Origin of the sequence: Lentzea jiangxiensis, assembly GCF_900104175.1 — a bacterium.
GTDB classification, from domain to species: domain Bacteria; phylum Actinomycetota; class Actinomycetes; order Mycobacteriales; family Pseudonocardiaceae; genus Lentzea; species Lentzea jiangxiensis.
Map to the genome: position 1 here is coordinate 1 of NZ_FNIX01000026.1, position 26,406 is coordinate 26,406.

Annotated in this window: 21 protein-coding genes; 3 read left to right on the forward strand and 18 right to left on the reverse strand. The window is 70.2% G+C overall.

Annotated elements, in window-relative coordinates; all coding sequences use genetic code 11:
• Positions 1-277: 277 nt before the first annotated feature.
• Both BLQ91_RS36230 and BLQ91_RS36235 read right to left on the reverse strand, forming a co-directional pair.
• Positions 278-1,390, reverse strand: coding sequence for an MFS transporter (locus BLQ91_RS36230; RefSeq protein ID WP_218130545.1), 1,113 nt, complete (start codon positions 1,388-1,390; stop codon positions 278-280).
• A gap of 8 nt (positions 1,391-1,398) precedes the next feature.
• The gene (locus BLQ91_RS36235) at positions 1,399-2,508 is read right to left on the reverse strand and encodes a CaiB/BaiF CoA transferase family protein (protein ID WP_090104539.1); all 1,110 of its coding nucleotides are present in this window, start codon (positions 2,506-2,508) and stop codon (positions 1,399-1,401) included.
• A 143-nt stretch (positions 2,509-2,651) separates the two neighbouring features.
• Here BLQ91_RS36235 and BLQ91_RS36240 point away from each other — a divergent pair, with 143 nt between their 5' ends.
• Positions 2,652-3,068 (forward strand): organic hydroperoxide resistance protein, encoded by a 417-nt coding sequence (locus BLQ91_RS36240; protein ID WP_090104541.1) that lies wholly within the window; start codon positions 2,652-2,654, stop codon positions 3,066-3,068.
• Between the two features lie 57 nt (positions 3,069-3,125).
• Here BLQ91_RS36240 and hemL read toward each other — a convergent pair whose 3' ends face one another.
• The 11 genes from hemL to BLQ91_RS40785 form a co-directional block, all read right to left on the reverse strand.
• Positions 3,126-4,457, reverse strand: a complete 1,332-nt coding sequence (gene hemL / locus BLQ91_RS36245) for a glutamate-1-semialdehyde 2,1-aminomutase (RefSeq protein WP_090104543.1) — start codon at positions 4,455-4,457, stop codon at positions 3,126-3,128.
• Positions 4,458-4,460: 3 nt separating this feature from the next.
• Entirely contained in the window at positions 4,461-6,503 is a 2,043-nt protein-coding gene (locus BLQ91_RS36250) for an acetate--CoA ligase family protein (RefSeq protein WP_090104545.1), read from the reverse strand.
• A gap of 70 nt (positions 6,504-6,573) precedes the next feature.
• Entirely contained in the window at positions 6,574-7,860 is a 1,287-nt protein-coding gene (hemA, locus tag BLQ91_RS36255) for a glutamyl-tRNA reductase (RefSeq protein ID WP_176960146.1), read from the reverse strand.
• A gap of 2 nt (positions 7,861-7,862) precedes the next feature.
• Positions 7,863-8,861, reverse strand: coding sequence for a porphobilinogen synthase (gene hemB / locus BLQ91_RS36260; RefSeq protein ID WP_090104549.1), 999 nt, complete (start codon positions 8,859-8,861; stop codon positions 7,863-7,865).
• Complete coding sequence (locus BLQ91_RS36265) at positions 8,861-9,661, reverse strand: aspartate/glutamate racemase family protein (protein ID WP_090104552.1); 801 nt, start codon at positions 9,659-9,661, stop codon at positions 8,861-8,863. Before BLQ91_RS36265 ends, hemB begins: the two co-directional genes overlap by 1 nt.
• The gene (locus BLQ91_RS36270) at positions 9,658-10,827 is read right to left on the reverse strand and encodes an FAD-dependent oxidoreductase (protein WP_176960147.1); all 1,170 of its coding nucleotides are present in this window, start codon (positions 10,825-10,827) and stop codon (positions 9,658-9,660) included. Before BLQ91_RS36270 ends, BLQ91_RS36265 begins: the two co-directional genes overlap by 4 nt.
• The gene (locus tag BLQ91_RS36275) at positions 10,824-11,534 is read right to left on the reverse strand and encodes a maleate cis-trans isomerase family protein (protein WP_143023001.1); all 711 of its coding nucleotides are present in this window, start codon (positions 11,532-11,534) and stop codon (positions 10,824-10,826) included. Before BLQ91_RS36275 ends, BLQ91_RS36270 begins: the two co-directional genes overlap by 4 nt.
• 205 nt (positions 11,535-11,739) lie before the next feature.
• Entirely contained in the window at positions 11,740-12,654 is a 915-nt protein-coding gene (locus tag BLQ91_RS36280; RefSeq protein WP_218130546.1) for a DMT family transporter, read from the reverse strand.
• Positions 12,655-12,799: 145 nt separating this feature from the next.
• Positions 12,800-13,720, reverse strand: coding sequence for a LysR family transcriptional regulator (locus BLQ91_RS36285; RefSeq protein ID WP_090104561.1), 921 nt, complete (start codon positions 13,718-13,720; stop codon positions 12,800-12,802).
• A 34-nt stretch (positions 13,721-13,754) separates the two neighbouring features.
• Positions 13,755-14,666: a TIGR03619 family F420-dependent LLM class oxidoreductase gene (locus tag BLQ91_RS36290; RefSeq protein ID WP_090104563.1), complete on the reverse strand. Its 912-nt coding sequence runs from the start codon at positions 14,664-14,666 to the stop codon at positions 13,755-13,757.
• 15 nt (positions 14,667-14,681) lie between these two features.
• Positions 14,682-15,266 carry a LuxR C-terminal-related transcriptional regulator gene (locus tag BLQ91_RS40785; RefSeq protein WP_245734192.1) on the reverse strand — a complete coding sequence of 195 codons (585 nt, stop codon included), beginning with the start codon at positions 15,264-15,266 and terminating at the stop codon, positions 14,682-14,684.
• 303 nt (positions 15,267-15,569) lie between these two features.
• On the opposite strand from BLQ91_RS40785, the gene BLQ91_RS36305 reads away from it, so the two are divergent.
• Positions 15,570-19,190, forward strand: coding sequence for a type I polyketide synthase (locus tag BLQ91_RS36305; protein WP_143023002.1), 3,621 nt, complete (start codon positions 15,570-15,572; stop codon positions 19,188-19,190).
• Here the strand turns inward: BLQ91_RS36305 and BLQ91_RS36310 are convergent.
• A complete protein-coding gene (locus BLQ91_RS36310) occupies positions 19,183-19,815 on the reverse strand; it encodes a TetR/AcrR family transcriptional regulator (RefSeq protein ID WP_176960148.1) in 633 nt (210 codons plus the stop codon). The two genes, BLQ91_RS36305 and BLQ91_RS36310, sit on opposite strands and share 8 nt — an antisense overlap.
• A gap of 694 nt (positions 19,816-20,509) precedes the next feature.
• Between BLQ91_RS36310 and BLQ91_RS36315 the strand changes: the two genes are divergently transcribed.
• Positions 20,510-21,145: an MDR/zinc-dependent alcohol dehydrogenase-like family protein gene (locus BLQ91_RS36315; RefSeq protein ID WP_090104568.1), complete on the forward strand. Its 636-nt coding sequence runs from the start codon at positions 20,510-20,512 to the stop codon at positions 21,143-21,145.
• Positions 21,146-21,229: 84 nt separating this feature from the next.
• On the opposite strand, the gene BLQ91_RS36320 is transcribed toward BLQ91_RS36315, so the two are convergent.
• From BLQ91_RS36320 to BLQ91_RS36335, 4 genes are all read right to left on the reverse strand, one after another.
• Positions 21,230-22,234 (reverse strand): 3-oxoacyl-[acyl-carrier-protein] synthase III C-terminal domain-containing protein, encoded by a 1,005-nt coding sequence (locus BLQ91_RS36320; protein ID WP_090104570.1) that lies wholly within the window; start codon positions 22,232-22,234, stop codon positions 21,230-21,232.
• On the reverse strand, positions 22,231-23,457 hold the full coding sequence (locus BLQ91_RS36325) for a cytochrome P450 (RefSeq protein ID WP_176960149.1): 1,227 nt from the start codon (positions 23,455-23,457) through the stop codon (positions 22,231-22,233). The genes BLQ91_RS36320 and BLQ91_RS36325 overlap by 4 nt, the downstream gene beginning before the upstream one ends.
• Positions 23,458-23,461: 4 nt before the next feature.
• A complete protein-coding gene (locus tag BLQ91_RS36330; RefSeq protein WP_176960150.1) occupies positions 23,462-25,177 on the reverse strand; it encodes an AMP-binding protein in 1,716 nt (571 codons plus the stop codon).
• 152 nt (positions 25,178-25,329) lie between these two features.
• Entirely contained in the window at positions 25,330-25,590 is a 261-nt protein-coding gene (locus BLQ91_RS36335; RefSeq protein ID WP_090104576.1) for an acyl carrier protein, read from the reverse strand.
• Between the last annotated feature and the right edge of the window lie 816 nt (positions 25,591-26,406).

A 26,406-nucleotide genomic window follows, 5' to 3' on the forward strand; every position in this document is an offset into this window, starting at 1 on the left:
GCCGGAGCGGCACACAAGCTGGGAAGGGTGCTGGACTCCCGACACAGCCGCGCCCACGACCACAAAGGCAGTGACAGCATCCGCCACATGCCCGCCCCGGAAGACCCGGAGCTGGTCGGCGCGATCGAGGACGAGCCTCGGGCCTGACACGGCGACATGGCGCCGTAGACCTCATCGACCGAACCTCGGGCCGGGTGTAACCCCGGCCAGAGCCGCTCGCGCGGAACCGAAGTCCGCGCGAGCGGCTCGCCGTTGGGCCGGCTCTGCGCCGTGCGGGTCAGACGCTGCTGGGCACCGGCCTGGCGGTGATCAGGTGGTTGAGCACCGCGGCGAACACCGCGAGGCCGCCGAACACGTACGCGAGCGCGGCCGGCGCTCCCCCGCTCGCGAGCACCATGCCGCCCAGGCCGGCGCCCAGCGACGAGCCGAGGTAGATCGCGGAGGCGTTGAGCGACACGGCCACCGGGCCCTCGGCGGGTCTGGCGGCCATCACCCGGTGCTGCTGGGTCGCCGGGCAACTCCACGCGCTCGCACCCCACAGGAAGACGAGCAGGCCGGGCGGACCGACGGGCAGCAGGGCCAGGCTCACGCCCATCACGGTGAGCAGCACGCCCATCAACGTTCTCGTGTCCCGCCAGCGGTCGATCACCGCGCCGGTCAGGAGATTGCCCAGCAGGCCGCCGAAACCCCAGATCACCAGGTACACCACCACGTCGTCGCGACCCAGGACCGGGGCGATGTAGGTGTAGGTGCCGAGGCTGGTGAGCGTCGAGAACACGGTCACCAGCACGATCGACAGGACGTGCCGGTCGGCCAGCACGCCCAGGCGCGCCTTCAGCGACGGCGGTGCGGCGGGCGGGATGGCGGGCAACAACACCGCCACCCCGCCGATCGCCACCACCCCGAGTGCGGTGACGAGCCAGAAGGTGCCGCGCCAGCCGACGTGGTCCGCGAGCAGCAGACCGAGCGGGACGCCCGCGACCGTGCCGGAGCTCAGGCCGATGGTGATCAACGCCAGGGCCCGGCCGCGGCGTTCGGGCGGCACCAGTGCGGCCGCGGTGGCGGCGGACATCGGCGAGTAGAGACCCGCTCCGAAGCCCGCGATCACCCGTGACAGCAACAGGAACGACAACGTCTCCGCGACCGCGCTCAGCGCGTTGCCGAGGGTGAAGACGGCCAGCGCGGTCAGGAGCACCGCGCGCATCGGCTTGCCGGTCAGCAGTGTTGCGGCGATCGGCGACAGAAGCGCGTACGACAGCGTGAACACGGTGACGAGCTGACCCACCGCGGGCACCGGCTGGTGCAGGGAGGCGCTGAGCTGGGGCAGCACGCCGGCGACGACGTACGCGTCCAGTCCCAGCGCCACCATGCCGGGCAGGAGCGGAAGCACCCGCGGCATCAGACGCCTCGGACCGCGCCGCTGTCCGTCCAGCCGTCCACGCCCCAGTCGCGCAACGCCGACGCGGTGTGCTGCCCCGCGTAGGAGGGTGCGGGTGCCGGAACCACGCTCCCCGAGCGGGAGAAGCGCGGCGCCGGTGCGGGCTGCTGCTGACCGCCGACGTCCACGAACGCCCCACGAGCCCGCAGGTGCGGATGGTCAGCGACCTCCGCCGGTGCCAGAACCGGTGCCACACACGCGTCCGAGTCGGCGAACACCTTCTCCCACTCGGCGCTGTCCCGGGACAGGAACGCCTCCCCGATCTTCGCGGTCAGCAGCGGCCAGCCGGACTCGTCGTACTGGCCGGGCAGGTCGAGATCGCCCAGGTCGAGCTTTTCCAGCAGCTCGCGGTAGAAGTGCGGCTCCACCGCGCCGACCGACAGGAAGCGGCCGTCCGCGCACTCGTAGGTCGTGTAGAACGGCGCGTCGACGACCGTGACGCGGCCGGGGGTGTTGCGCCACTGGTCGACCATCACCGACAGCAGCGCGGTGCCCTCGACCATCGCCGCGTCGATCACCTGGCCCTGACCGGACCTGGCGCGCTCCAGCAACGCCGCCTGGATGCCGATCACCAGCTGCAGCGCGCCACCCGCGAAGCTCGACAGGTAGTACGGCGGCGGCGTGGCAGGCGCCTGGCCGGGCACCGACAACGCACCCGTGACCCCGAGGAACGTGATGTCGTGGCCGGCTCGCCGGGCCAGCGGGCCGTCCTGTCCCCATCCGGTGACCCGGCCGTAGACCAGCTCGGGGTTGCGCTGCAAGCAGACCTCCGGGCCGATGCCGAGCTTCTCCGCGCTGCCCGGCCGCCCGCCCTCGACCAGCACGTCGGCCCGCGCCACCAGGTCCAGGACGACCGCCGGGCCGTCCCCGTGCTTCAGGTCCACGGCCACGGATCGGCGGCCACGCGCCAGCGGGTCCGGCAACGGCTCCACCGGCGCGTCCGGCACCTGCGCCGCACGGTCGATGCGCAGCACGTCGGCGCCGAGGTCGGCGAGCACGGTCGCGGCGAACGCCGCGGCGACCGACCCGCCGATCTCCAGCACCCGCACGCCTTCCAACGGACCAGGCACGGTCCCTCCCAGAACTCGAGAACGTCAACGCCGCCCACCTTTCCCGCGCGGGCGCGCGATGTCCCTACGAGGTTCCGTAGTGACCTGCCACCGGAGCGGCTCCTAGTTTCGGCGCCAAACACGAACCCTGAGGAGCAACGAGAATGTCTGTGGTCTACACGGCGGACGTGACGTCGAGCGGCGACGGCCGGCAGGGCGCGGCGACGTCCGCCGACGGTGTGCTCGACCTGAAGCTGGCGAGCCCCAGGGAGGTGGGCGGCAGCGGCGCGGGCACGAACCCCGAGCAGCTCTTCGCCGCGGGCTGGGGCGCGTGCTTCCACTCGGCGCTGCGGCTGGTCACCCGCAACGCCAAGCTCGACCTCACCGACAGCACTGTGACGGTCTCGGTGGACCTGGTGAAGGGCGACGACGGCTACCACCTCGGCGCACGGATCGTCGCCGTCCTGCCCGGTCTCACCCAGGAGCAGGCGGACGACCTGGTCGGCCAGGCGCACCAGCGTTGCCCCTACTCGAAGGCCACCCGCGGCAACATCGACGTCGAGGTCACCGCGAAGGTCTGAGAACGCGCGCGAAAGGGGGATGCCGGTTGATCGCCGGCATCCCCCTTTCCCGTTCTGTCAGGCCGAAGCCGCGGACTTCGCCGCCAGCGGCAGCGCCGAGGCGATCCGGTCGAGCACCGTGTCGTCGTGCGCGGCCGACAGGAACCACGACTCCAGCGCCGACGGCGGCAGGTAGACGCCCTGGTTGAGCATCGCGTGGAAGAACGCGTTGTACCGGAACGTCTCGCTGGCCTTCGCCGACTCGAAGTCGGTGACGGGCTGCTCGGTGAAGAACACCGAGAACATGTTCCCGCTGTGCTGCACCTGGTGTGCCACGCCTTCGCGGGCCAGCGCGTCGGAGATCATGCCGCCGACGACCGTCGCCGTGGCGTCGAGGTGCGTGTACACCTCGGGCGTGCAGTGCCGCAGCGTGGCCAGGCCCGCCGCCGTGGCAACGGGGTTCCCGGACAGCGTGCCCGCCTGGTACACCGGGCCGGCCGGCGCGAGGTGCGCCATCACGTCCGCCCGCCCGCCGAACGCCGCCGCCGGGAAGCCGCCGCCCATGACCTTGCCGAACGTGAAGAGGTCCGCGGCCACGCCCTCGCGCCCGTACCACCCCGAGCGGGAGAGCCGGAACCCGGTCATGACCTCGTCCGAGATCAGCAGAGCGCCGTGGCTGGACGTCAGCTCGCGCAGCCCCGCGGTGAAACCGGGTGCGGGCGGGATGACGCCCATGTTGCCCGGCGACGCCTCGGTGATCACGCACGCGATCGTGCCGGGGTTCGCCTCGAAGGCCGTCCGCACCGCGTCGAGGTCGTTGTACGGCAACACGATGGTGTCGCCGGCCTGCGCACCCGTGACGCCCGGCGTGTCCGGCAGCGCGAACGTCGCCACACCGGAGCCCGCCGCGGCCAGCAGCGCGTCCACGTGACCGTGGTAGCAGCCCGCGAACTTGATGACCTTGGTGCGGCCGGTGAAGCCGCGCGCCAGCCGGATCGCGGACATCGTGGCCTCGGTTCCCGAGCTGACCAGGCGCACCGACTCGACCGGGTCCACGCGGGCCACGATCTCCTCCGCCAGCAGGACCTCGTTCAGCGTGGGCGTGCCGAACGACGTGCCCTGCCCGACGGCCTCGTACACGGCCTCCTGGACCGCGGGATGCGCGTGCCCGAGGATCATCGGACCCCAGGAGCAGATGAGGTCGACGTACTCACGGCCGTCGGCGTCGGTGATGTACGCGCCCTTGCCGCTCTTCATGAACCGTGGCGTGCCACCGACCGCGCGGAACGCCCGCACCGGTGAGTTCACGCCACCGGGCACGATCTTTTGCGCCCGGTGGAACAGCGCGTCCGACGCGGGAGCCGCCGCCGGCTCGCCGATGCGATCCGAATCCACAACAGACAGAGTCATCCGTCACGCCTCCTTTGCGATCACGTGCGCGGCGTCCAGCACCTTCGTGCCCGACTCCAGGACCCGCACGGGGTTCAGGTCGAGCTCGAAACCGCCCTCCCAGCCCGAGACCAGTGCCGCGACGGTCTCCAGGGTGCGGACGAGCGACGGCACGTCCGCGGCGGCGCGGCCACGCGCACCGTCGAGCAGTGCCTTGCCGCGCAGCTCGCGGACCATCGCCTCCGCGTCACCGGGCGCGAGCGGCAGCAGCCGTGAGGTCGCGTCGTCGAGCGCCTCGGTGAAGATGCCGCCGAGGCCGAGCGTCAGCACCGGACCGAGGTCGGACGTGTGCACACCGATGATCAGTTCGACGCCGTCACCGACCAGTTCCTCGACCAGCACGGCACCACCGAACGCGGACAGCTCGTCGAACGCGTCCGCGGCGTCGGCGGACGCCACCCCGACCTTCACCGCGCCGACATCGGTCTTGTGCACGAGGCCCGGCACGACCGCCTTGAACACGGCGGTCCCGCCGACCTCGTCCACCACCGCCTTGGCCTCGGAAGCCGTCGCCACGACCCTCCCGACCGGCACCGACAGACCGGCTCGCGCCAGCAACGCCTTGAGCTCCGGCTCGGTCAGCTCGGCGGGAGGAGTCGCGATCCCCAGGCCGGCCAGCGAGTCCGCGGCACGCGGCTTGCTCACCTGCCACAGGGCCGCTGCGGCACGAACAGCACGCGCCGGCGACGGGTAGTCCGGCAAGCCGGCCTCCCGCAGCGTCGCCCGGGCGTTCGGGGCGAGGAAGTCCGCGCCGGTGCGGGAGACCAGCACCGGCTTGCCGGACTTCTCCGCCACCTTCGCCAGCGCCCGCACGGCCTTGTCGACGTCGCCGTCGGTCATCACGCAGAAGCAACCGATGATCATGTCGACGGTGTCGTCGGCCGCGATGACGTCCAGCGACCTGTCGAACAGCGACGGGTCGCTCAGGACGGCGGCGGTGATGTCGACCGGGTTGTTCGCCGAGCCGAAGCTCGGGATGATCTCCGCCAGCGCCGCCCGCGTCCCGTCCTGCAGCGGGGTGAGCTCGAGACCCTGCGCCACCACGTCGTCCGCGGCGAGGATGCCCGAACCTCCCGAGGTCGTCACGATCGCGACCCGCGGACCCTTCGGCCTGCGCGGGGAGGTGAACGCGTCACCGGCGTCGAGCAGCTCGTCGATGTCCCCGGCGCGCACGATGCCGAACTGGCGCAGCGCCGCGTCGAGCACCCGGTCGTCGGTGGCCAGCGCGCCGGTGTGCGAGGCGGCGGCACGGCCACCTTCCTCGCTGCGGCCGGACTTCAGCAGCGCCACCGGCTTGCCGGAGTTCGCGAGCGACCGCAGAGCGCCGACGTCCGGCACGTTCTCCAGGTAGCCGAGCAACCCGGTGCAGGCCGGTTCCCCGGCGAGCTCGGCGAGGACCTCCAGCGCGGACACGTCGGCGTCGTTGCCGGTGGTGATCACCCAGCCCGGCCGCATGCCGCGCTCGATGCCCAGCGACGCCGCGCCGAAGCCCAGCGCGCCGCTCTGGCTGACGATGCCGAGACCGCCCGGCTCCAGCGACACCACGGCGTCAGCCGAGAACAGCGGGCTGAACGTGGCCATCACCTTGTTGCCGAAACCGACGGCGCCGATGCAGTTCGGGCCGACGAGGCGCAGTCCACCGGCCCGTGCCCGCGCCACGGTCTCGGCCTGCAGCGCCGCGCCCTCGTCACCGGTCTCGGCGAACCCGGACGAGGCGATGATCGCGACCTTGATCCCGGCGGCCACGCAGTCGTCGACAGCGGCGGGCACGCGGTCCGCGGACACGACGATGAAGGCGAGGTCGATCGGGCCCGGCGCCTCGAGGACCGACGGGTAGGCCTGATAGCCGAGGATGGTGCCGCCCTTGGGGTTGATCGGCAAGATCCGGCCGGCGTAGCCGTACCGCTGCAGGTACGCGACGGGCTTGCGGCCCAGCGCGCCCTCGCGTTCGGTCGCGCCGATGACCGCGACCGACTCGGCGTTCCACAACAGGGACAGCTCACTCATGCCACGACCTCATCCAGTGCTCGCACAGACACACAGACCAACTTCCCCAACCCGTCCAAGAGCTCCTCGCTCATGCCACGACCTCATCCCGTTCGCCGGGGACGTCGAACAACTTCCCCAGCACTTCCACGTACCTGGAGCCGTCCGGGGCGCCCGCCAGCTCACGTGCCCGCACGGTCGGCCCGTGCAGCACCTTTTCCACGATCCGGCGCACCGACAGCGTGATCTCCGAGCGGTGCTGCTCGTCGAACGTCGGCACCTTCCGGAACAACCTGCCCAGCTCGGCCTCCGCCGTCGTCGACGCGACCGTCCGCAGCTTCACCAGCGCGGGCGCCACCTTCGCGGCCCGCTGCGCGGCGAGGAACGCCTCGACCTCGCCGTCGATCAAGGACCGCACCGAGGCCACACTGGACAGTGCCGCCTCGTCAGGGCGGTTGCCCGCCAGCGTTTCCAGATCGACCAGCGACACACCCTCGACCTTGGCCACGTCGCCCGCGATGTTGCGCGGCAGGGCGAGGTCGAGCAGGAACAACGGCGAGCCGTCGCGGTGGCGCGCGGCTTCCTCCGCGTCCGCGGCGGTGATCAACGCCCCGGTGCCGCCGATGCACGTCACGACGAGGTCGACGTCCGCGAGCAGCCTCGGCAGCTCGTCGAGCCCGAAACCGCTGCCGCCGGTGGTCTCCGCGAGCCGGGCGGCCTTCTCCGGCGTCCGGTTGGCCACGTCGATGCGGCCCAGCCCACTGCCGCGCAGCGCCGCCACGACCACGCCTGCCATCGCGCCCGCGCCGACGACCAGTGCGGAGCGGCCGGACATCGCGCCTACAACGTGTTCCAGAGCGGAGAGACCGACCGTGGCGAGCGAGCGCCCTGCCCGGTTGATGTCGGTCTCGGTCCGCACCCGCTTGCCGAGACGGATCGCGGACTGCACCAGCTGGTTGATCAACGGCCCGGCGGCGCCGAGGCGGCGCGACCGGTCCAGCGCGTCCTTGACCTGGCCGAGGATCTGGTCCTCGCCGATGACGATCGACTCCAGGCCGCTCGACACCGAGTACAGGTGCCGCACCGCGTCCGTGCCCTCGTGCCGGTACAGGAACCGCGACGCGTCCTCTTCGGACAGCCCCAGCCGCTCGACGAGCCTGGCGTGCAACAGGGACGCGGCCTCGTCCGTCCGATTCTCGACGTAGAACTCCATCCGGTTGCACGTCGACAGCGCGTAGACGGCGCCGAACTCCTCGGCGGAGTTGATCTCACTGAGGACCGTGTCCAGCTCCTCGCCGGAGATGACGACGCGCTCCAGCACGTCCACCGGCGCCGACGAGTGGCTGATGCCCAGCAGGGTCAGCTTGACGTCTCCCACGGTCACCGCTCCAGACGTGTGGCGAACTCGGTCGCCCAGTAGCTGATGATGATCGACGCGCCGGCGCGCCGGATGGAGTTGAGGCTCTCCACCACGACCTGGTCGCGGTCGAGCCAGCCCTTCGCGGCGGCGGCCTCGATCATCGAGTACTCACCGGAGACCTGGTACGCCGCGACGGGAACGTCGACGTGGTCGGCGACGAGCCGGACGATGTCGAGGTAGGCCCCTGCGGGCTTGACCATCACGAAGTCCGCGCCCTCCGCCAGGTCGAGGTCGACCTCGCGCAGCGACTCGCGGATGTTGCCCGGCACCTGCTGGTACGCGCGGCGGTTGCCCTTCAGCGACGACTCCACGGCATCGCGGAACGGGCCGTAGAACGCCGAGGCGTACTTGGCCGAGTAACCCATGATCGGCACGTGCGGGAAGCCCGCCGCGTCGAGCTTCTCGCGGATCCTGCCGACCTGGCCGTCCATCATGGCGCTGGGCGCGATCACGTGCGCGCCGGCCTCCGCCTGCACGACGGCCATGTCGGCCAGGCGCTCGATGCTGGCGTCGTTGTCGACGTCGCCGTCCGGGCCGAGCACGCCGGTGTGGCCGTGGTCGGTGTACTCGTCGAGGTTCACGTCGCCGATGACGACGGTCGCGTCACCGACCTCCTCGACGACGTCGCGCAGCGCCACCTGGAGGATGCCGTCCGGGTCGGTCGCGCCGAGGCCCAGCGGGTCCTTCTCCACCGGGATCCCGAACAGCAGCAGACCGCCGACACCGGCGCTCACGGCCTCCGCGGCGGCCTTGCGCAGCGACTCGCGGGTGTGCTGGAACACGCCCGGCATGGAGCTGATCTCGCGCGGCTGGTCGATGCCCTCGCGCAGGAACAGCGGCTGGACCAGGTTGCTCGGGTGCAGCCGCGTCTCGGTGGCGAGTCTGCGCAACGCGGGCGTGCGGCGGAGCCTGCGGGGACGGGCGACGGGGAACTGTGCCAGGGAGGAGTGGGAGGACATCAGACGGCCTTTCCGAGGAAGACGTTCTCGACGTGCTCGGTGAGCGCGTCGTCGGGGCGGCGGAACCAGTAGCCCGCCGTGGAACGCGGAACAACACCGAGGCGCTTGAGGTGCACCGCGAGTTCCGCCTGCCGCACGAGCAGCCCGGCCGGGTCGATCACCGGGACGCCGTGCAGCTCCTTGGTGCCGAGGTGCCAGAAGATCTCCGCCGGGATGCCCTCTCCGGGGATCAGCACCTGGGCGCCGGCGTCGACGGCCCTCTTCGCGGCTGCGTCGAACACCTCGATGAACCGGTCGAAGTCGCCGTCGAGCGCCTGGCGGACGGCCTCGTGGCCGTCGTCGACCAGTTCGTAGGCCGCCAGCCTGCCGGTGAGGCCGTAGCGCTCGATGTTCTCGGTGATGATCTCGCGCAACGCCGGCATGAAACCGAGGACGCCGAAGCGGTAGCCCAGCATGGCGGAGTAGAAGAAGCTCGTCTCGCCGTAGCCGAGCGTCGGGATCGACGTCTGGGCCCGGCCGTCGTGCAGGCCGGGGTCCTGGCCCGCGGCGATCACCCAGGCGTCGAACCCCTGGCGTTCGGCCTCGACCGCGCCACGGGCGAAGTACGCGTTGAAGTGGATCTGCAGCGCGCCGAACTTGACGAGGTCGAACGGGGTTTCGGTGTCGTAGGTGCCTTCCGGCAGGGTCTTGATGACGATCTCGGTGCCGGGTGAGGTGACTTCGGCCAGGTGCTTGCGGTACCACTCGTCGAGCAGTGGCAGGCGGCCTTCGACGGTGTGCTTGTGGAACCAGATCTTCACGGGGCGACGGACCCTTCGAGTGTGGGCGCTGGGTACCTGGGAGCCGAGTCGAGCATCGACGCCTGCACCAGATACCGCGCCGCTTCGATTGGATTGCTCGCTGTGACAGCGAGTTCGCGCACCGCGGCGTCGACCGAACCCGGTTGTCCGTCCACTCCGGACACCCGTGCTTCGCTGGCCGGGATGACGTGGTCGGTGACCACGTTCCGGCGGCGCCGCGCGGCTTCGTCGAGCAGTGCGCTTCCGTGGTCGCCGTTGACCACGTGGGACAGTGCCGTGGCGATGTCGACCGCGTCGTGGATGCCGCAGTTCATGTTCATGCCACCGGCGGTGGAGGTGAGGTGGGCCGCGTCGCCCGCGAACAGGACGCGTCCCACCCGGTAGTCGTCGATCACGCGGCGCGAGGTGCGGTAGGTGTGCGCCCCACGCACCTCGATCCGGTCGGCCAGTGTCGGTAGAGCCTTGTGCAGCAGCTCTTCCACCGCCACCGCTGCCGGGTCGGCGGTGTGCGGCAGGCGCAGGATGACCCGCCAGTGGTCGGGCAGGCCCAGGACGCTGCAGGACTGCACCGGGTCGCGGAAGTACGTCATCGGCGAGAGGCCCGGCAGCAACCGGTCCAGCTCGGTGGTCGTGATGACGCGCAGCGCGTAGGTCGGGTACTCCTCGCCGGGGAAGTCCAGGCCCAACGCGGTGCGGACCGTGCTGTGCGCGCCGTCGGCCGCGATCACGTAGTCGGCGCGGACCGTGCCGTTGTCCGTGATCAGCTCGACGCCGTTCTCGTCCTGGTGCACCTCGGCGACTGCCGTGTTCCAGCGGATCTCGGCCGTGAGTCGCCCGAGCAGCAACGGGGTCAGCACCGTCTGCTCGGCGTGCAGGCGGAACGGGTGCGCAGTCCGGTCGGAGATGGCGTCGTAGCTCATCCGCGCCAGCAGCGCACCGGTCCGGCTGCGCCATTGCAGGTCGTGGACCTTGCGGCCCTGGGTGATGAACTCGTCGGCGACACCGAGCCCTGCCAGCAGGTCGAGCGTGGCCGGGTGGAACGTCGAGGCGCGCGAGGCCGTGCCGAGTGCGGGACCCTGTTCCAGCAGCGTCACCGGAACGCCGTTGCGCGCCAGCACGAGGGCCGCGGTGAGCCCGACCGGGCCCGCTCCGATCACCGCGATCACGGCGCCAGCCGCCAATCCACGACAGCGTCCGGCGCGAGCCTGGACACCGCCCACCAGGCGGTGGCCAGGTTCGACGTGATGATCGTGCGTTCGGTGCCCGCCTTGAGCTCCTCGAGCGCGGCGAGCGTGAACATGCCGGTGCCGGTCATCAGCAGCACCTCGTCCTTCGGGCGATCAGCCGCGCGGACCTGCTCGACCAGTTCGTCGGCGGTGACGTCGTAGGGCGAGAAACCCTTGCTGGACCGCACCTTCACGATGTCGCGGACCTTGATGCCCGCTGCCTCCCAGTACGCCTGGGAGAGATCGGTGAGCCACTGCGCGTACGGGGACACGAGCGTGACCTCGGTGGCGTCGATGCTCGCCAACGCCGCCAGCACGGTGCGCGTCACGGTGGTGACCTCGACACCGAACCGCGCGCTCAGGTCGTCGCAGAACTCCTGTTCGCGCGCCGGCCCCTGCAGGTAGTGCGAGCCGCTGCACTCGGCCACAACCGCCCGCGCGCCGAGACGCCCGAACGAGGCGATCGCCGGCGCCAGCGCCTCGTTGTACTTGGCGATTCGCTCGCGCTGCTCGAACTCGGCGAACAACGGGAAACGCGTGGCGTGGACGTGCACGTGACCGGACAGCAGAGCGGTGATCTCCGGTTCGACCGCCGCATTTCCTGACGGCACCACGACACCCAGTCGTGGAGCGGTTGGGTTGACCATTCCCCCATGTCCTCCTCGCGTCCCGATGCGGCTCTGTTGGCGTTACCGCCGACGTTATTGGCGGGACGGGAGGAGTTCACTACGGGAGTCCGTAGAATTGCTTGAGGGATAAAAGGCTTCGGGAAACCGAAGCGATTTGCGTCACGAAAAAGGGCCTCCCGGGTCGCATTCCGGGAGGCCCTTCGCCGAGCGGGAGGGGTGGGGGTCAGCCCTTCGCCGCCGCGGGTGCCGGGGAGGGAGAGGATGCCTGCGCCGCGGCCTTCGGCTTGCGGCGCACGAGCATCACCCCGGCGACGGACACGATCGCGCCGACGTACAACGGCCAGCCGGCGGGCTCGCTGAGCACCAGCGCGCCGAGCGCGACCGAGACGATCGGGAACAGGTAGGTGACGGTCGACGCCACGGTCGGGCCGTCCTTGGTGATCAGCTGGAAGTTCAGGACGTAGGCGATACCCGTGCAGATCGGGCCGAGCACGGCGATCGCGATCAGCGCGTCGGCCCGCAGGTGCACCGGCTGCAGACCGGCGAACGGCATCGCGACCAGCAACAACGCACTCGCGGCTGTCAACTGGGCCGCGGCCAGCGTGAGCGGCGGAATGCCCCGCCCCGCGAGGAACTTGCCCATGTAGGCGAAGCTCGCGCCGAGGCTGACCGTGCCGACGACGAACGCGACGATGCTGCTCGTGCTCCCCGCCGACCCCGCGTGCCACGGCGCCGCGATGATGATCGTGCCGACCATGCCGAACAGCACACCGCCGATCTTGGTGGCGGTCAGCTTGCGGTCCTGGCCGAGCACGTAGGCACCGACGATCGTCCACAGCGGCGTCGTCGAGTTGACCACGCCCGCGACGCTCGACGAGCCGTGCTGCTCACCCCACGCGAAGAGCACCCAGGGAATGGCGTTGCCCAGCAACGCGGCAACAGTGAGGTGGCCCCAGATCGCACCGCCCTTGGGCAGCCTTCCGCCCCGGCTGTAGACGAACGGCAGCAGCACGATCGCCCCGAGCACCAGCCGGGCGAACACCATCTGCACCGGGGAAAACGAGTATCCGGCGATTTTGATGAAGAGGAAGACCGAGCCCCAGATGAGGCCGAGCGCGATCAGCCTCACCAGGCTCATCCTGGACACGGCAGCAGACATCGACAATCCCTGTTCCTCATGTCGGGAAATCCAGACCGAAGTAGTTGTAGGACGAGCTTCACACGCGCGCGCGTGAAGTTCCATCGAGAATTTGCGCTCTCGACCGTGCAGCGGAACTGAACGATCAGCCCCGCTGGGCCACCTTCACCTCGGCCGCCTCGGCCAGGGCGCCCAGCACCGCGGCCAGGTGCGGCGCCTCTTCACTGCCCCTGCGCACGGCCGCGAACACGTGCCGGGTGGGCTGCTCCGCGTCGAGCACCCTGATCACCACGTCGTCGCGCGGTCCCGCGTTGATGAGCCTCGGCACCAGCGCCAGGCCCAGCCCGAGCGCGACGGCACCCAAGGTGGCTTCCCAGTCGCCGATGTGGTGCACGATCTCGGGTGTGAAGCCGGCCGCGATGCACGCGGCGAAGGAGATGTCGCGGCACGTCCCCGTGTTGGAGAAGATCCACGCCTCGTTCGAAAGGTCCGCGAGCCGCACGACCGGCGCGTGCGCGAGCAGGTGGTGAACCGGCAACGCCACGTCGAAGCGTTCGGCCAGCAGCGCGACCCGGTGGAAGCGGCGGTCGGTGGCCGCGGGGCTGTCCTTGGACTCGAGGCTCAGCACCACGTCCACGTCGCCGCGCACCAACTGGTCGAACGAGTGCGGCGGATCCGACTCGACCAGCCGCACCGCGACACCGGGATGGCTGTCGCGCAGCTCGCGCACGGCGGGCAGCACCAGGCCGGACAGCGTGGCTGCGAACCCGGCGACGCGCACCTCGGCCACCGAGCCCTCCGAGTAGGCGAGGAGATCGGCCTGCACGCGTTCCAGCTCGGCGAAGATGTCGTTGGCGCGCCGCAGCAGCACGCGTGCGGCGTCGGTGAGGCGGACCCGGCGGCCGACCGGCTCGATCAGGCGGACCCCCACTTCCTTCGACAGCGCCACGAGTTGCTGCGACACCGCGGACGGCGTGAGGTGCAGAGCCTGTGCGACGGCCGCGACGGTGCCGCGCTGGTCGAGTTCGCGCAGCATCCGCAGCTTGCGGACGTCCAGGTCCCCCATCACGCCCCCTCAGCGCACCGCGTGCACGTCCAGTTCACCGCAGCCCACCGGTTCCGAGATCCACGATCTCGGAAGCGACGAGTTCGAGCAACCCCAGGTAGTGCTCGGCCGGCTTGCGCACGGTCTCCCCCGGATAGGTCGTGTCCAGAACCACCTCGGTGGCCCCCAGGTCGGCGAGCGCGACCAGGTCCCCGCGCAGCTGGTCGACTGTGCCCTCCCCCAGGATCCGGTCGCGATCGCGCAACGGCCGCGAGGTGATCCTCAGCTTGATGCGCGGTGCCAGCGCCGGCACCGGCCGTTGCTGCTGCTCGGCGACACGTCGCAGCTGCGGCATCCCGATCTGCTCGAGATAGCCCGGCGGCACCGACGTCGGATGCCACGCGTCGCCGTGCACCACCGCTCGCCGCACCGCACCCGTGCTGTGCCCGCCGACCCAGATCGGGATGGACCGCATCGGCCGCGGACCCGTCGCGACCGGTCCAAAACGGACAAAAGAGCCATCGAATTTCGCTATGTCGTTGTTCCACAACGCTTTCATGGCACGCAGCGACTCGTCCGCGATCCGGCCGCGGGACCGGTAGTCCGCGCCGACCGCGGCGAACTCACCGGGCGCCCAGCCCGCGGCCACGCCCAGCACCAGCCGTCCGCCGCTGAACTGGTCGACCGCCGCGGCCATCCTCGCCATCAGCAGCGGGTGCCGGTACGGCAGCACGATCACGGTCGTGCCGAGCTCGATGCGGCTGGTCTGGCCCGCGAGCCACGACAGCGTGGCGAACGGGTCGTAGAAGGGCGCGGGGAACAGGCGCTCGACGTCCGGGGTCAGCGCGACGTGGTCGGAGACCATCGCGAGGTGGTAGCCGAGCTGTTCGGCGTGCTGGGCCCAGCGCAGGATCTCGCCGGGCGCCGCGCGGTCGCCGTAGTTGGGGATGTTGACGCCGAACCTCATCAGGTGCTCCCGGGGTCAGGCGGCCAGCGCGGAGGCGAGCTGCGCCCTGCGGTTGATGCCGAGCTTGCGGTAGATGCTGGTGATGTGCAGCTCGACCGCGCGGACCGAGACCCGGAACTGGTGCGCGATCTCCCGGTTGGTCTTGCCGCCCACGATCAACGCGGCGATCCGGTGCTCGTGCGCGGTGAGAGCGCGACCATCCGTCACCGCGGCACGGGTGATGCGCGGGCCGCTCTCGATCCGGGAGATCAGCGAACCGGAGATCTCGGAAGAAGCCATAGTCAATCCCAATTGCTGCGGCTCAGGATCGCGGCCGGACGACAACGTCAGTTCGCCGACGAGCACGTGCCACTCGCGGACCTTGACACTGCGCACGAGCTTTCCCCGCACATACGGGTCTCCGTCGACCAGACGGCGCAACGCGTCGTCGTCCGCCGCCTCGCACAGCATCAGCCCGCCCGACTCGTCCGCGTACAGACCGCCCCCCAGCAGCACGCCACGCGCGGCCAGATCCTCCCAGTATCTGCGATGAGCGGGCCGGACTTCGACCAACCGCTCGTCCGCTGTCTCGAACACCATCTCGACCACGAACCTGGCCATGTGGATCTCCCCCTGCTGAACCGTCGACCGCTGTAGTGAGTACGCCAGTACAAACTTGAACGCAAGACCTATTTTGAGTGTAGGGCGTCACGTTCCACCCTGCGAGACCGTCGTTACCGAGCCTCGGCCCGAACCGGCAATTGCGTAGTTTGGCTTCCAACGAGACTACGGCCGGACTAAAGTTGACTCCGGGTACAGGGTTGTACTTCGAGCCACTTTGAACCCACCGGGGGAACCGTGACACACCGCCATGCCTCCACCAGATCCGGCAGCACCTCCTCCAGAGAAGTCGCGGTGGCGGGCATGGCCTGCCGCTTCCCCGGCGCCCGATCCGTGGCCGCGTTCTGGGACCTGCTGACCCGCAACGTCGACGCGGTGAGCGAGATCCCGCGCGATCGATTCGACATCGACGACTGGTATTCGACAGAACCCGCTCCCGGCAGGACGATCTCGCGGCACGGCGGATTCCTCGCCGACGTCCGGGGCTTCGACGCCGAGTTCTTCGGCATCTCACCGCGCGAGGCCCGCGCGATGGACCCGCAGCAGCGGCTGCTGCTGGAGGTGGCGTGGGAAGCCCTGGAAGACGCGGGGATCCGGCCGTCCGGGCTCGCCGGGCGGCGCGTCGGCGTGTTCGTCGGCCAGGCGACCGCCGAGTACGGCAAGGCGAGCCGCAGCGCGGGCAACCACGACGTGCGGCACGCGGCGGGAGGGGAGCTCCGAGCCGTCACCTCGGGGCGGCTCTCCTACGCGCTGGATCTGCGCGGACCGTCCATTGTGGTCGACACCGCGTGCTCGTCGTCGCTCGTGGCCGTGCACAACGCCCGGCAGGCGCTGCTGGCGGGCGAGTGCGACATCGCGATCGCCGCAGGGGTCAACGTGATCCTGCTGCCCGACGACGCGATCGCCTACTCGCAGGCGTCGATGCTCGCTCCCGACGGTCGCTGCAAGTTCGGTTCCGCGCGGGCGGACGGGTTCGTGCGCAGCGAAGGCATCGGCGCGGTGGTGCTCGAACGCCTCAACGACGCGGTGGAGCACGGCGATCGCGTGCACGCCGTCCTGCTCGGCAGCGCGGTGAGCAACGACGGACGCGGCAGCGGCTTCCTGCTGCAGCCGGCCGTGCACGGCCAGGCCGAGATGCTCGAGGCCGCCTACCAGGACGCGGGACTGAAACCCTCCACTGTGGACTACATCGAGGCGCACGGCACCGGCACGAGCGTCGGCGATCGGGTCGAGCTCGCCGCCCTGCGCGAGATCGCGGGCGAGGGACGCGAAAAGCCGCTGCTGCTCGGCTCGGTGAAGAGCAACATCGGCCACACCGAAGCCGCCGCGGGGGTCGCGGGGCTCATCAAAGCCGTGCTGATCGCCGAACACCGCACGGTTCCAGCATCGCTGCACGCCCACGTGCCCGCCGAGGGCCTGACGGACGGACCGTTGCGACTCGTCACCCGCAACCAGCCGCTGACCTCCGAACAGCCGATCATCGGGGTCAGCTCGTTCGGCATCTCCGGCACCAACGTTCACGTCGTGCTCACCTCACCGCCAGATGCCGTTCCCACCGCGGACGACGGTCGGCCACGTGTGCTCACGCTGTCCGCCAAGTCGGTCGCCGCGCTGCGGGACGCCGCCGCCTCGTACCTCTCCCACCTGGACGGGACCGCCGCGGTGCACGACACCTGCTACACCGCCGCGGTGCGTCGCGACCACCACGAGCACCGACTCGCCGTCACCGGTGCGAGCATCGCGGAGTTCCAGTCGGGCCTGCGCGCGTTCCTCGCGGGCGAGACGCCACCGGGCCGGGCGACCGAACGGCCGCAGGTCGTGTTCCAGTTCCCCGGCCAGGGCTCGCAGTGGCGCGGCATGGGCCGTGAGCTCTACGAGGTGTCACCGGCGTTCCGTGCCGCGCTGGACGAGTGCGACGCCGCGGTTCGCGACGAGGCCGGCTGGTCCGTTGTGGACGTTCTGACCGGCGCGGCGCCGTGGCAGGAGACCATTCAGGTCATCCAGCCGGTGCTCTGGGCGGTGCAGGTCGCGCTGGCCACCCACTGGCAGTCATGGGGAGTGCACCCTGACGTCGTGGTCGGGCACAGCATGGGTGAGGTCGCCGCCGCACAGATCGCCGGCGCGTTGTCCACCAGGGACGCGGCCGCGGTGATCTGCCGGCGCAGCGCACTGATGCAGGAGACAGCGGGCAGCGGCGCGATGCTGTGGGCCGAGCTGTCCGCCGGGCACGCCGAAGGGCTCCTGCGGCGGTATCGCGGTGAAGTGTGCGTGGCCGCCGACAACTCCCCCGGCACGTGCGTCCTGGCCGGTCCGGTGGAGCTGATGAAGACCGTCGCGGAGGACCTCGCTTCGCTCGGCATCGCGTACCGCCCGGTCAAGGACGTCGACGTGGCGTCGCACTCGCCGTTGATGGACAAGGTCGCGGCGGCGCTGCGCGAACAGCTCGACGAGCTGCGGCCGCACACACCGCGGATCGACTTCCGCTCCACCGTGGATGACGGTCGGCGTGAGCTGGACGCCCGCTACTGGGCGGACAACGTGCGGCGCACCGTGCGGCTCAACGACACCGTACGCCGCATTCTCACCGACTCCCGTCACACCGTGGTGCTGGAGATCAGCCCGCACCCCGTGCTGCTGGCCGCGGTCGCTGAGATCGGCGAGGCCGTCACCGTGCCGTCGTTGCTGCGCGGGGAACCCGAACTGCGCACGATCACCAGAGCCCTCGGGCACCTGCACGCCGCGGGTGTGCCGGTCGACTGGGCGAGCTGGTTCGGTGGCGGCCGGTGCGTGCCCCTGCCGTCCTACCCGTGGCAGCACCAGGAGTACTGGTTCGAGTCGTTCACCGAGCACACCGAACTCGTCCGCGAGGTCGACGTTGCCGCGCTCGGCATCGCGGAAGCACTCAAGGGACTGCGTTTTCGCGGTCTCACACCACTTCCGTGCGCGGCGCTGTTCGAAGCCGTGCTGTCGGTCGCCCGCGGCACGGGCACGTCGGCGGAGCACGCGCTCAAGAGCGTCCGGTTCCACGAGCTGTGCACCATCGATCCGGAGTCGTTGCCCACCTTGACGGTCGCGCTGCGCCCGGAACGAGGCGGGTTGCGGGCGTTCACCGTGCACACCGGCGAAGGCCTTCTGCTGGCGAGCGGTGAGCTCGAACGCGGCGGGTCGATCAGCACGGTCGAGCTGGACTGGGCGTTCGAACGCTGCCGGGAGTACGTGCGCGACAGCGACTTCCAGGAGCTGGCCGCCCGGCACGGCTACGAGTTCGAGGGCCCGTTCCGCTCGTTGCGTCAGGCGTGGCGCGGCCAGGACATGGCGGTCGCCCGGTTCGGCGCCGCGGGATCGGCACCGGTGGTGCTGGAAACCGGGATGCAAACCGTGATGCTCGCGCTGGGCTCCGCGGCGGTCCCGCTGGGTGTGGACCGCGTGCGGATCACCGGCAGGGCCACCGGCGAGTTCTGGGCGGTGGCACGGCGGCGGCGCGGCAGACCCGTCGTCGACGTCCGCCTGTACGACGACCGGCACGACTGCTTCGCCGAGCTGACCGGCATCACCGTGCGGACCGAGGCCTCGGCGCCGTTCGGCCGCCTCACCGAGCTGGTCAACGGCGTCACGAACCTGCTCAGGTCAGCCAGGACGCCCGCACCGCTGCCCGTGCGGGTTCCCACTCAGCACAAGGAGCCCGTGGTCGTCGAACAACCCGGCGAACCCGTCCGCGAAGTGGTGCTGGGCCACGTGGCCGCGGTGCTCGGCACGACGCCCGACCGCCTCGACACCCGGAGGGCGTTGCGCGACCTGGGACTCGACTCCCTGATGGCCGCGCAACTCGCCGCCCGGCTGAAGAAGTCGCTCGGACGAACGGTTCCGGCGACGCAGCTGCTGGGGCCGGAGGACGTGGCGGCGCTCGCCGACAGCCTCACCTGACCAGCACGCCGTTCATCACCAGCCGGAGGGTCGTGACGAGTTCGTTGGCGAGCGTCGTCGGCTGCTTGCCACGGCCCACGTACCGGTAGAGCGTCCCCAGGTAGACGTCCCGCAGGATGTTGCCGACCAGTGTCGGGTCGACGTGGTCGGCGATCTCGCCGGCCTGCTTGCCGGAGGCGACGATGTCCGCGAACAACGACGTCGCGTACGGCGCCTCGAAGATGGGGTGGCCGCACCGCACCCAGGCCGTGAGCATGACCTGCGTGGTGCGCCACTCCATCTTGTTGATCTTCGCGAGCGCCCGCATGCAGTTCTCCAGGCACGTCGACACGTCGGAGTCGCCACCCGCGATCGCGCCGAGCTCCGCCCGCAGCGTGTCTCGTCGCCGCGCACCCCACGCCGCGATGACCTCCTCCTTCTTCTCGAAGTAGTTGAAGAAGGTGCCTCGTGCGACATCGGCCCGCTCGGTGATCTCCTCGATCGACGTCTCCTCGTAGCCCTGTCCGGTGAACAGGTCGATCGACGCCGTGTACAGCCGTTCGTACGTGGCCCGCTTGTGCCGCTCGCGCCTCCCGACGGCCTGAGCCGGCTCCGCGGGCTCGGCCACGCGCCGCGTCCCCGCCATGTGTGAACTCCCGTCTAAGTGTGTACCGGAGTACAGGCTAGCGGTGTGCCGCGTCCGAAAATACCGTCCGAAGGTGCAGAATCCGATATTTGACCGATCCGCCCGTCCCGTGTCGTGTCGCGCAGTGTGACCGCGCGGGTGATCAGCCTTCGACGTCCGGCAACGCCGGCACGCGGTGATGAGACCACGAGACCGGCCGGACCAGCAGCCCTGCCGCAGGGATTCGGAGAGGCGCCGCAACATCGTTACGCGCTCTACTACAGCGAGTAACACCGTGATCGCGGATTGCACGACCCAGGACCGGGAAGACGACTGTCCTCGTGGGAGCGCATCTGTCAAGAATTGGGCACGTCCTGCGACCACTTCTCGCCGGGCGCCGCCGCAGGCCCGGCCACCCACCGGGGCTCGTCGGCGACGATCACAGTGGACCGTCTGGTACAGGCAGCGATATTTCTCGGTGACACTGAATACCCACGCCCGAATCCCCTTCGCCGACGTACCGCCTGCGTGGTGCCAGAACGGGAGCCGGCAGGCCTGACTTGCGGATCATGCTGCCGCAGGTGCGATTCCAGTTGACCAGTCCATCCAGTACTCGCCGACGACGTGCGAACCTGCCGCGCGGCCCTGCGCTTGGGTGATCGGATCGCGCTCGGTGGTTGCAATCGGGCGTGTAGCGGCGCAGCACTGGCTTGAGGTGACGCTCGTTGATGATGATCAGCCGGTCCGTGAGCTCCCTCCTGATCGTGCCGGCGAACCGTTCGGCACCGGGGGCGGCGGTTCGTTCGGGCGCAAGCTCTTCGACGCGGCGCCGGTCCGCGACGGCCTGACCGGACCGCGCGTCACCTATGAACGTCTCTGCGTCCAGTGTGGACTCGATGACGTACTTCCGACGCACCGCGTCGCTGTCGTCGGCATCGGCGGGCTCGGCCACCTCGCCCTCCAGTTCTCGAACAAGTGGGGGTGGGCGGTCACCGCCATCTCGACCACCAAGGACAAGCAGGCCGACGCCGAACGCTTCGGCGCCACCAGCTTCATCGCCTCTCGGGAGCCAGGAGCCCTGCGGGCGGCGGCCGCCTCGTTCGACTTCGTGCTGTCCACCGTGCCGGACCGGCCCATCTCGGTGTCGGCCCTGGGATTGGTGTCGGAGGCGAAGGAGATCGTGGGAGGCATCGTCGGGACGGTGGCGGAGACCCGGCAGATGCTCGGCTTCGCGGCTCGCCATGCCATCCGGCCCGAAGTGGAGATGTTCGCGCTGACCGACTTCGAGCAGGCACTCGACCGGGTTCGCAAGGGCAACGTGCGTTATCGCGCCGTCGTCGACTTCACCTGAGAACAGACGACGCCAACCGTCGATCCCGGCTCGATGCCGATCAACGCGGCGCGCACTTCGATTCGGCCCACCCCGCCGTCCTGGCTACTCGCGTTCGACGATGATCGCGCCGGCGGTCACCCCGGCGCCCGTGCCGATCAGGAGCGCGCACTCACCGGCTCCCAGCAGGTCACCCGCCAGGATGTCCGCCAGGTTCGCCGGCAGGTCCCCGGCGCCGAGGTGCCCGGTCTCCGCCCCGAACGCGCGGTAGCGATCGCGCAGCGCCCGCGGCAGGGCACGCCGCACGACCTGGTCCGTCACCTGCGCACCCAGCCGGTTCGACGAGACGAGTGCGATGCGCTCGCGGGCCGTGTCCTCGTCGCCCAGACCGGCGTCGGCCAGTGCGATGCCGACGGCCTCCTGGATCACCTCGCGGGATCCCTTCAGGTTCGACGCGAACCCGAGCGCGTCCTCCCGGGGGCCGGAGACCGGCTCGGGCAGCGGACGGAACGGGTGGAAGGCCGGGAAGGTCTCCTCGAGCAGCGGCCGGCCTGCCGAGCCGAGGGAACGGATGACCAGCGGGCCTTCGTCGCGGCCCAGGAGAACGGCGGTCGCGCCATCCCCGAAGACGGTGGCAGGAGCCGTTTGCCAGCGGTCGTACGGGAGCGCGCTGAAGTTGCCCGCGGTGGTGCACAACGCGTGCCGGACGCTGTCGTCCGCCTGCATCAAGGTGGCGGCCCAGCCGATTCCCGCGGCTCCGCCGTTCGACATCTGAGCCAGCCCGATGGCGACCGCCCGGGAGGCGCCGAGCACCCTGGCGAGCCGGTGCGCGGGCGACCAGGGATCTTCCTCTCCCGGGGTCATGCCCGCGTAGGTGACGAGGTCGATCTCCACGGGATCCACCCCGTGTTCGCCGAGGCACTGCCGGGCTGCCTGCGACCCCATCCACCAGGCGGGCACCGCTGCGCCGACCGGCACCGCGGAGCACGCCGCCCCGGCGGCCTGTTCCGCGGTGATCGCTCCCGCCGCGACGGCACTCGCCGCCGGGTAACGCGCGTCGGGCAACCACGTCGTCGCGGCTGTGATCCGGATGGTGCGCTCGACCTTCATACCGGCCGCTCATCGGGTCGAAGGCGGATCGGCACGGAGGACAGGGTGCGGTCACCCAGGTTCGTCGTCCAGCGCAACTCCTCGAGCGGGACGGCGGGGGACAGCCGCGGAAACCGCGCGAACAACGCGGGGAGCGCCATGTTCGCCGTGGTCAGTGCCAACGGGGCACCCGCGCAGAAGTGCGGGCCGTGCCCGAAGCCGATGTGACCGGTGTTGCCGGGGCGAGGCACGACGAGCCGTTCCGCGTCCGAGAACGCCAGAGGATCCCGGTTGGCGGCGGCGACGACCACGAGAACGGTGGCGTCGCGCGGGATCGTGACCCCACCCACCTCCACGTCCTCGGCGGCGAACCGCCAGGTCGCGCACGGCGTCGGCGGGTACCGGCGCAAGACTTCCGCGAGCACTGCCGAGCACGACGCCGGACCGGCCGTGATCGCTTCGAGCAGGTCTTCCCGGGTGGACGCCAGAGCGGCGGTGTGAGCCAGCAGTGTCGTGGAGGTCGTGGTTCCGGCGAACACGGTCAAGGCGACCATCGACATCACCTCGGCCAGGTTGAGCTTGCCGCGGGGCCGGTAGTCGCGCAAAGCCAGCTTCAGCAGCGTGTCGGTGCCGGGGAACCGGTCGTGGTCGTCGATCGCCGCCAGGATGAGCTGTTGCTGTGCGTCCGCGGCTTCCCGAGCCTCCGCGCTCCGCGGATCCGCTCCTCCGATGACCGTTCGGACGGCGGTGAGCAACCGCTCGAGAAGGGTCTTCTCGATTCCGATGACCTCGCTCATCACCGAGGTCAGAACCGGCGCGGCGAACGTGGTCACCAGGTCGGGCTCCGCCGAGGCGGCCAGGGTCTCGAGGGAGGTCTCGACGATCTCGGCGATCCGCTCGCGGCGTCGATCGACGGCTTTCGGGGCCAGGCACTTCGTGAGCAGTTCCCGCAGACGGCGGTGGTCGGCTCCATCGGTGTTCAGCACGTGCCGGCCCAGCACCGCGTAACCGTCCTCGGGGTGCCGGCCCCCGTCGAACAGGAGTGCGGGATCCGACAGCGTCGCCGGGTCCTTCCTCAGCCGGCTGTCCAGCAGGACCGCTTTCGCCTCGGCGTAGCGAGCCACGACCCAGACTCGGAGCCCGGTCGACAGCACCACCTGCTGAACCGCATCTCCTCGAGACAGCGCAGCCAGCATCGAGTCGTTGTCGGCCTGGTTCGGACTCAGCGCGAAGACGCGGGACACCGGTTCACACCTCGCAGCCGGCGAAGAGCCGCTCGCGCACTTCACCACGACGCCACTTCCCGCTGCTGGTGCGCGGCAGCCACCCCCGCGCGACGAGCCGGACGTCGACGTCGGCCAGACCGACCTCATCGGCGATCCGGGCACGGATACCGGCGACCAAGGCCGCCTGGTCGTCGGTCTGCGTCTCCGCCACGACGACCATGCGCTCACGGGACACGTCCGCCACGACGACCACGTGACGCTGGTAGACACCGTCGACGTCGCGGATCGCCATCTCCACGTCGTGGGCGTGGAAGTTCCGGCCGGCCACCACGACCATGTCACTTCGCCGGCCGGAGACGTAGAGCTCACCGCCGAGCACGAATCCGGTGTCCTGCGTGCGGAACCAGCCGTCCCGGATCGCGGCGTCGGTGGCGGCGTGGTCATCGAGGTAGCCGCGCAGCATGTTCGGCCCCCGTGCTTCGATCTCGCCGAAGTGCCCTTCGTCCACCACCCGGCCTCCGCCGTCAGTGATCCGGAACTCGACGCCGGGGAAGGCGGGTCCCTGCGACACGACGGGCACCGCACCGGGCTGTGGGCCGTCGTGGATCACCACCCGGCCGCCGTCCTGCAGTGACCCCCGGTCGACGTGGACGGTCTTCGCGACCCCACCGGCGGGCTGCAGCGAGATTCCCACGCAGAACTCCGCCGCACCGTAGCCCGGCGTCATGACGGTCGGCCGGGCGCCGAGCGGGCCGAGCAGTTCGTCGAACCGGCGCAGCGTCGTGGAGGCGACGGGTTCACCGGCGTTGATCGCGGCCTTCCAACCGGTGAGGTCGATGCCGTCGAGCCGCCCGGCCGCGGCCGCGTCGAGGATGCGGTCGTAGGCGAAGTTCGGGCCGGTGAAGAACGCGATGCCCTGGTCGGCGAAGTACCGGATGGTTTCCGCGGTACGCCGGACGAACGTCACGGGGCTGAACATGTGCAGGTCGCTGGCGGTCACCAGGTGGGTCAGCAGCGTGACGAGCCCGAAGTCGTGGAACAGCGGCACCCACACCATCGCGGCGTCCCCGTCCTCCACACCGCCCCGCTCGGCGGTGCCCAGCACGCTGGCCACCAGAGCACCGTGTTCGATCATCGCCCCCTTGGGCGAGGAGGTGCTCCCGGAGCTGAACTGCACCACGGCCAGGTCCTGCGGCTTCGGCATCCTGGCCTGCGGGAGTTCGGGCAGCGGTTCGCAGTCGGCGATGCGAACCACCGCGACGTCCGGGTACCGCTCCTGGATGGCGGCACCGAACTCGTCGAACGGCGGCCCGACCAGAACGCACCGGAGCTCCGCGCTGCGGACCAGTCCGTCCAGCCGCTCCAGAGCGGGCTCCAGCCCCGCTGCGAACGACGGCACGGGAATCGGCACCGCCGCGACGTTCGCGGCGAACACCCCGAAGAGCGCGGAGACGAACTCCGGCGACGTCGCGGCGAGGATCCCCACACGGCGGTCGGGCCGGTCATCCATACCCGCGCGGCGCAGTTCCGCAGCGACCCCGTACGCCCGTGCCGGGATCTCCCGGTGGGCCAGCGAGGTGTTCAGCTCCGGAAAGACCAGCTCCCCGACCGTCCGCTGCGCGAGGACCGGCAGCAGGTCCGCCATGGTGCGGAGCTCTCGGGTTTCCGCGAGCCAGCGAAGTCCCGGCTTCCCGGCCTGTGAACCGGACTGGGTGGCCGCATCGACTTCCAGCCCCATTGGACTTTCCTCCACCTCGCCCTGATGTGCCGTCACGACGGCGCGAACGCCGGCCCACCGTAGGAAGGACGCACGATGTCGACCATTTCCCGTTCCACGGTCTGGAACGATCATGGACTCCTGGCCCGGATCACACGGCGGTCGTGAACCGGTCAGCGCGCCCCGGAGGAGCGGATCCCGGCTTCGACCAGGCTCGCCAGGTCGGCCACGGTCCGCACCCGCACCAGGGCGTCGGGGTCCAGTTCGAGGGCGAACTCGTCCTCGATGGCGGTGACCGCGGTGAGCAGCCGCAGTGAGCTGGCGTTCTCGAGATGGGTGAGCTGTGCGTCGAGGGCGATCGCGGCGACGGGCACGTCGAGTGCGGTCGACAGGTGGTTGACCACCACACGCGCAAGGTCGTCGGATGACGTCATTCGGATATCCTCTCGGCTGCGATCGGCCACGCCTGGGAAGGCGGCATCTCCCGAACGACGCTATCAGCCAGGCCCAGCTGTGCGGATTCCGTCCTTCTTGTGCCGCAAGCTCCTGAACAATGAGGAAGAAGTCGTGGGGAAGCCTGGCAAAGTTCACTTGGGCATCCTTGATTCATTTTGCGACGATTCCCGGGCGCCCGCTCCCCCGACGACTCCCCTGACATGGCGAATGGTGGTTCGCTCCTGTTCCAGGCGGCCTGAAGGCTCACCACCGAGCCGGCGCGGCGGCGAGGTTCCGCGTAGACCACCCCTTGACATGCGAATCACGCGGGTCACCGCAAGGGCATGGCCAGCAGTTGATCAACACTGGATCGTGCCGCACCAGCAATCGATCGGTGGGTGCGGCGCTCGTTCCAGCGCCACTCTTGCTCACACAGCGCCTGCCGCAGATGGACCTCTTCTTGAATCGTGTCGACTGACCCTCTATTCCAGGTTCAAGCTGTCCAGCAGCACTAGAACACATGAACTGCGCACGCTTGCTGCATATGGCGACTCAAATCCCCTCGGACACCGAAATTTCGCGAATTACGGCGCCTATGAGGCAGGTGCTCAAGTCGACTTCAGCACCTGTTTGCGTTTCCGTGCCACCTGCGGGTGGCGTTTGATGACTATCTCATCTGCGAACCGATCCGATGCCGCGAGCCGAGCGGCGGTCTCGAACTGGACCATCTCGCCCAGCTCCGACTTCGGCCTGTCATTGACGTACTTCCGCCCAGACTGCTCGTCGTGCGCATCCAGCCCCGCGCCTGGATCCGG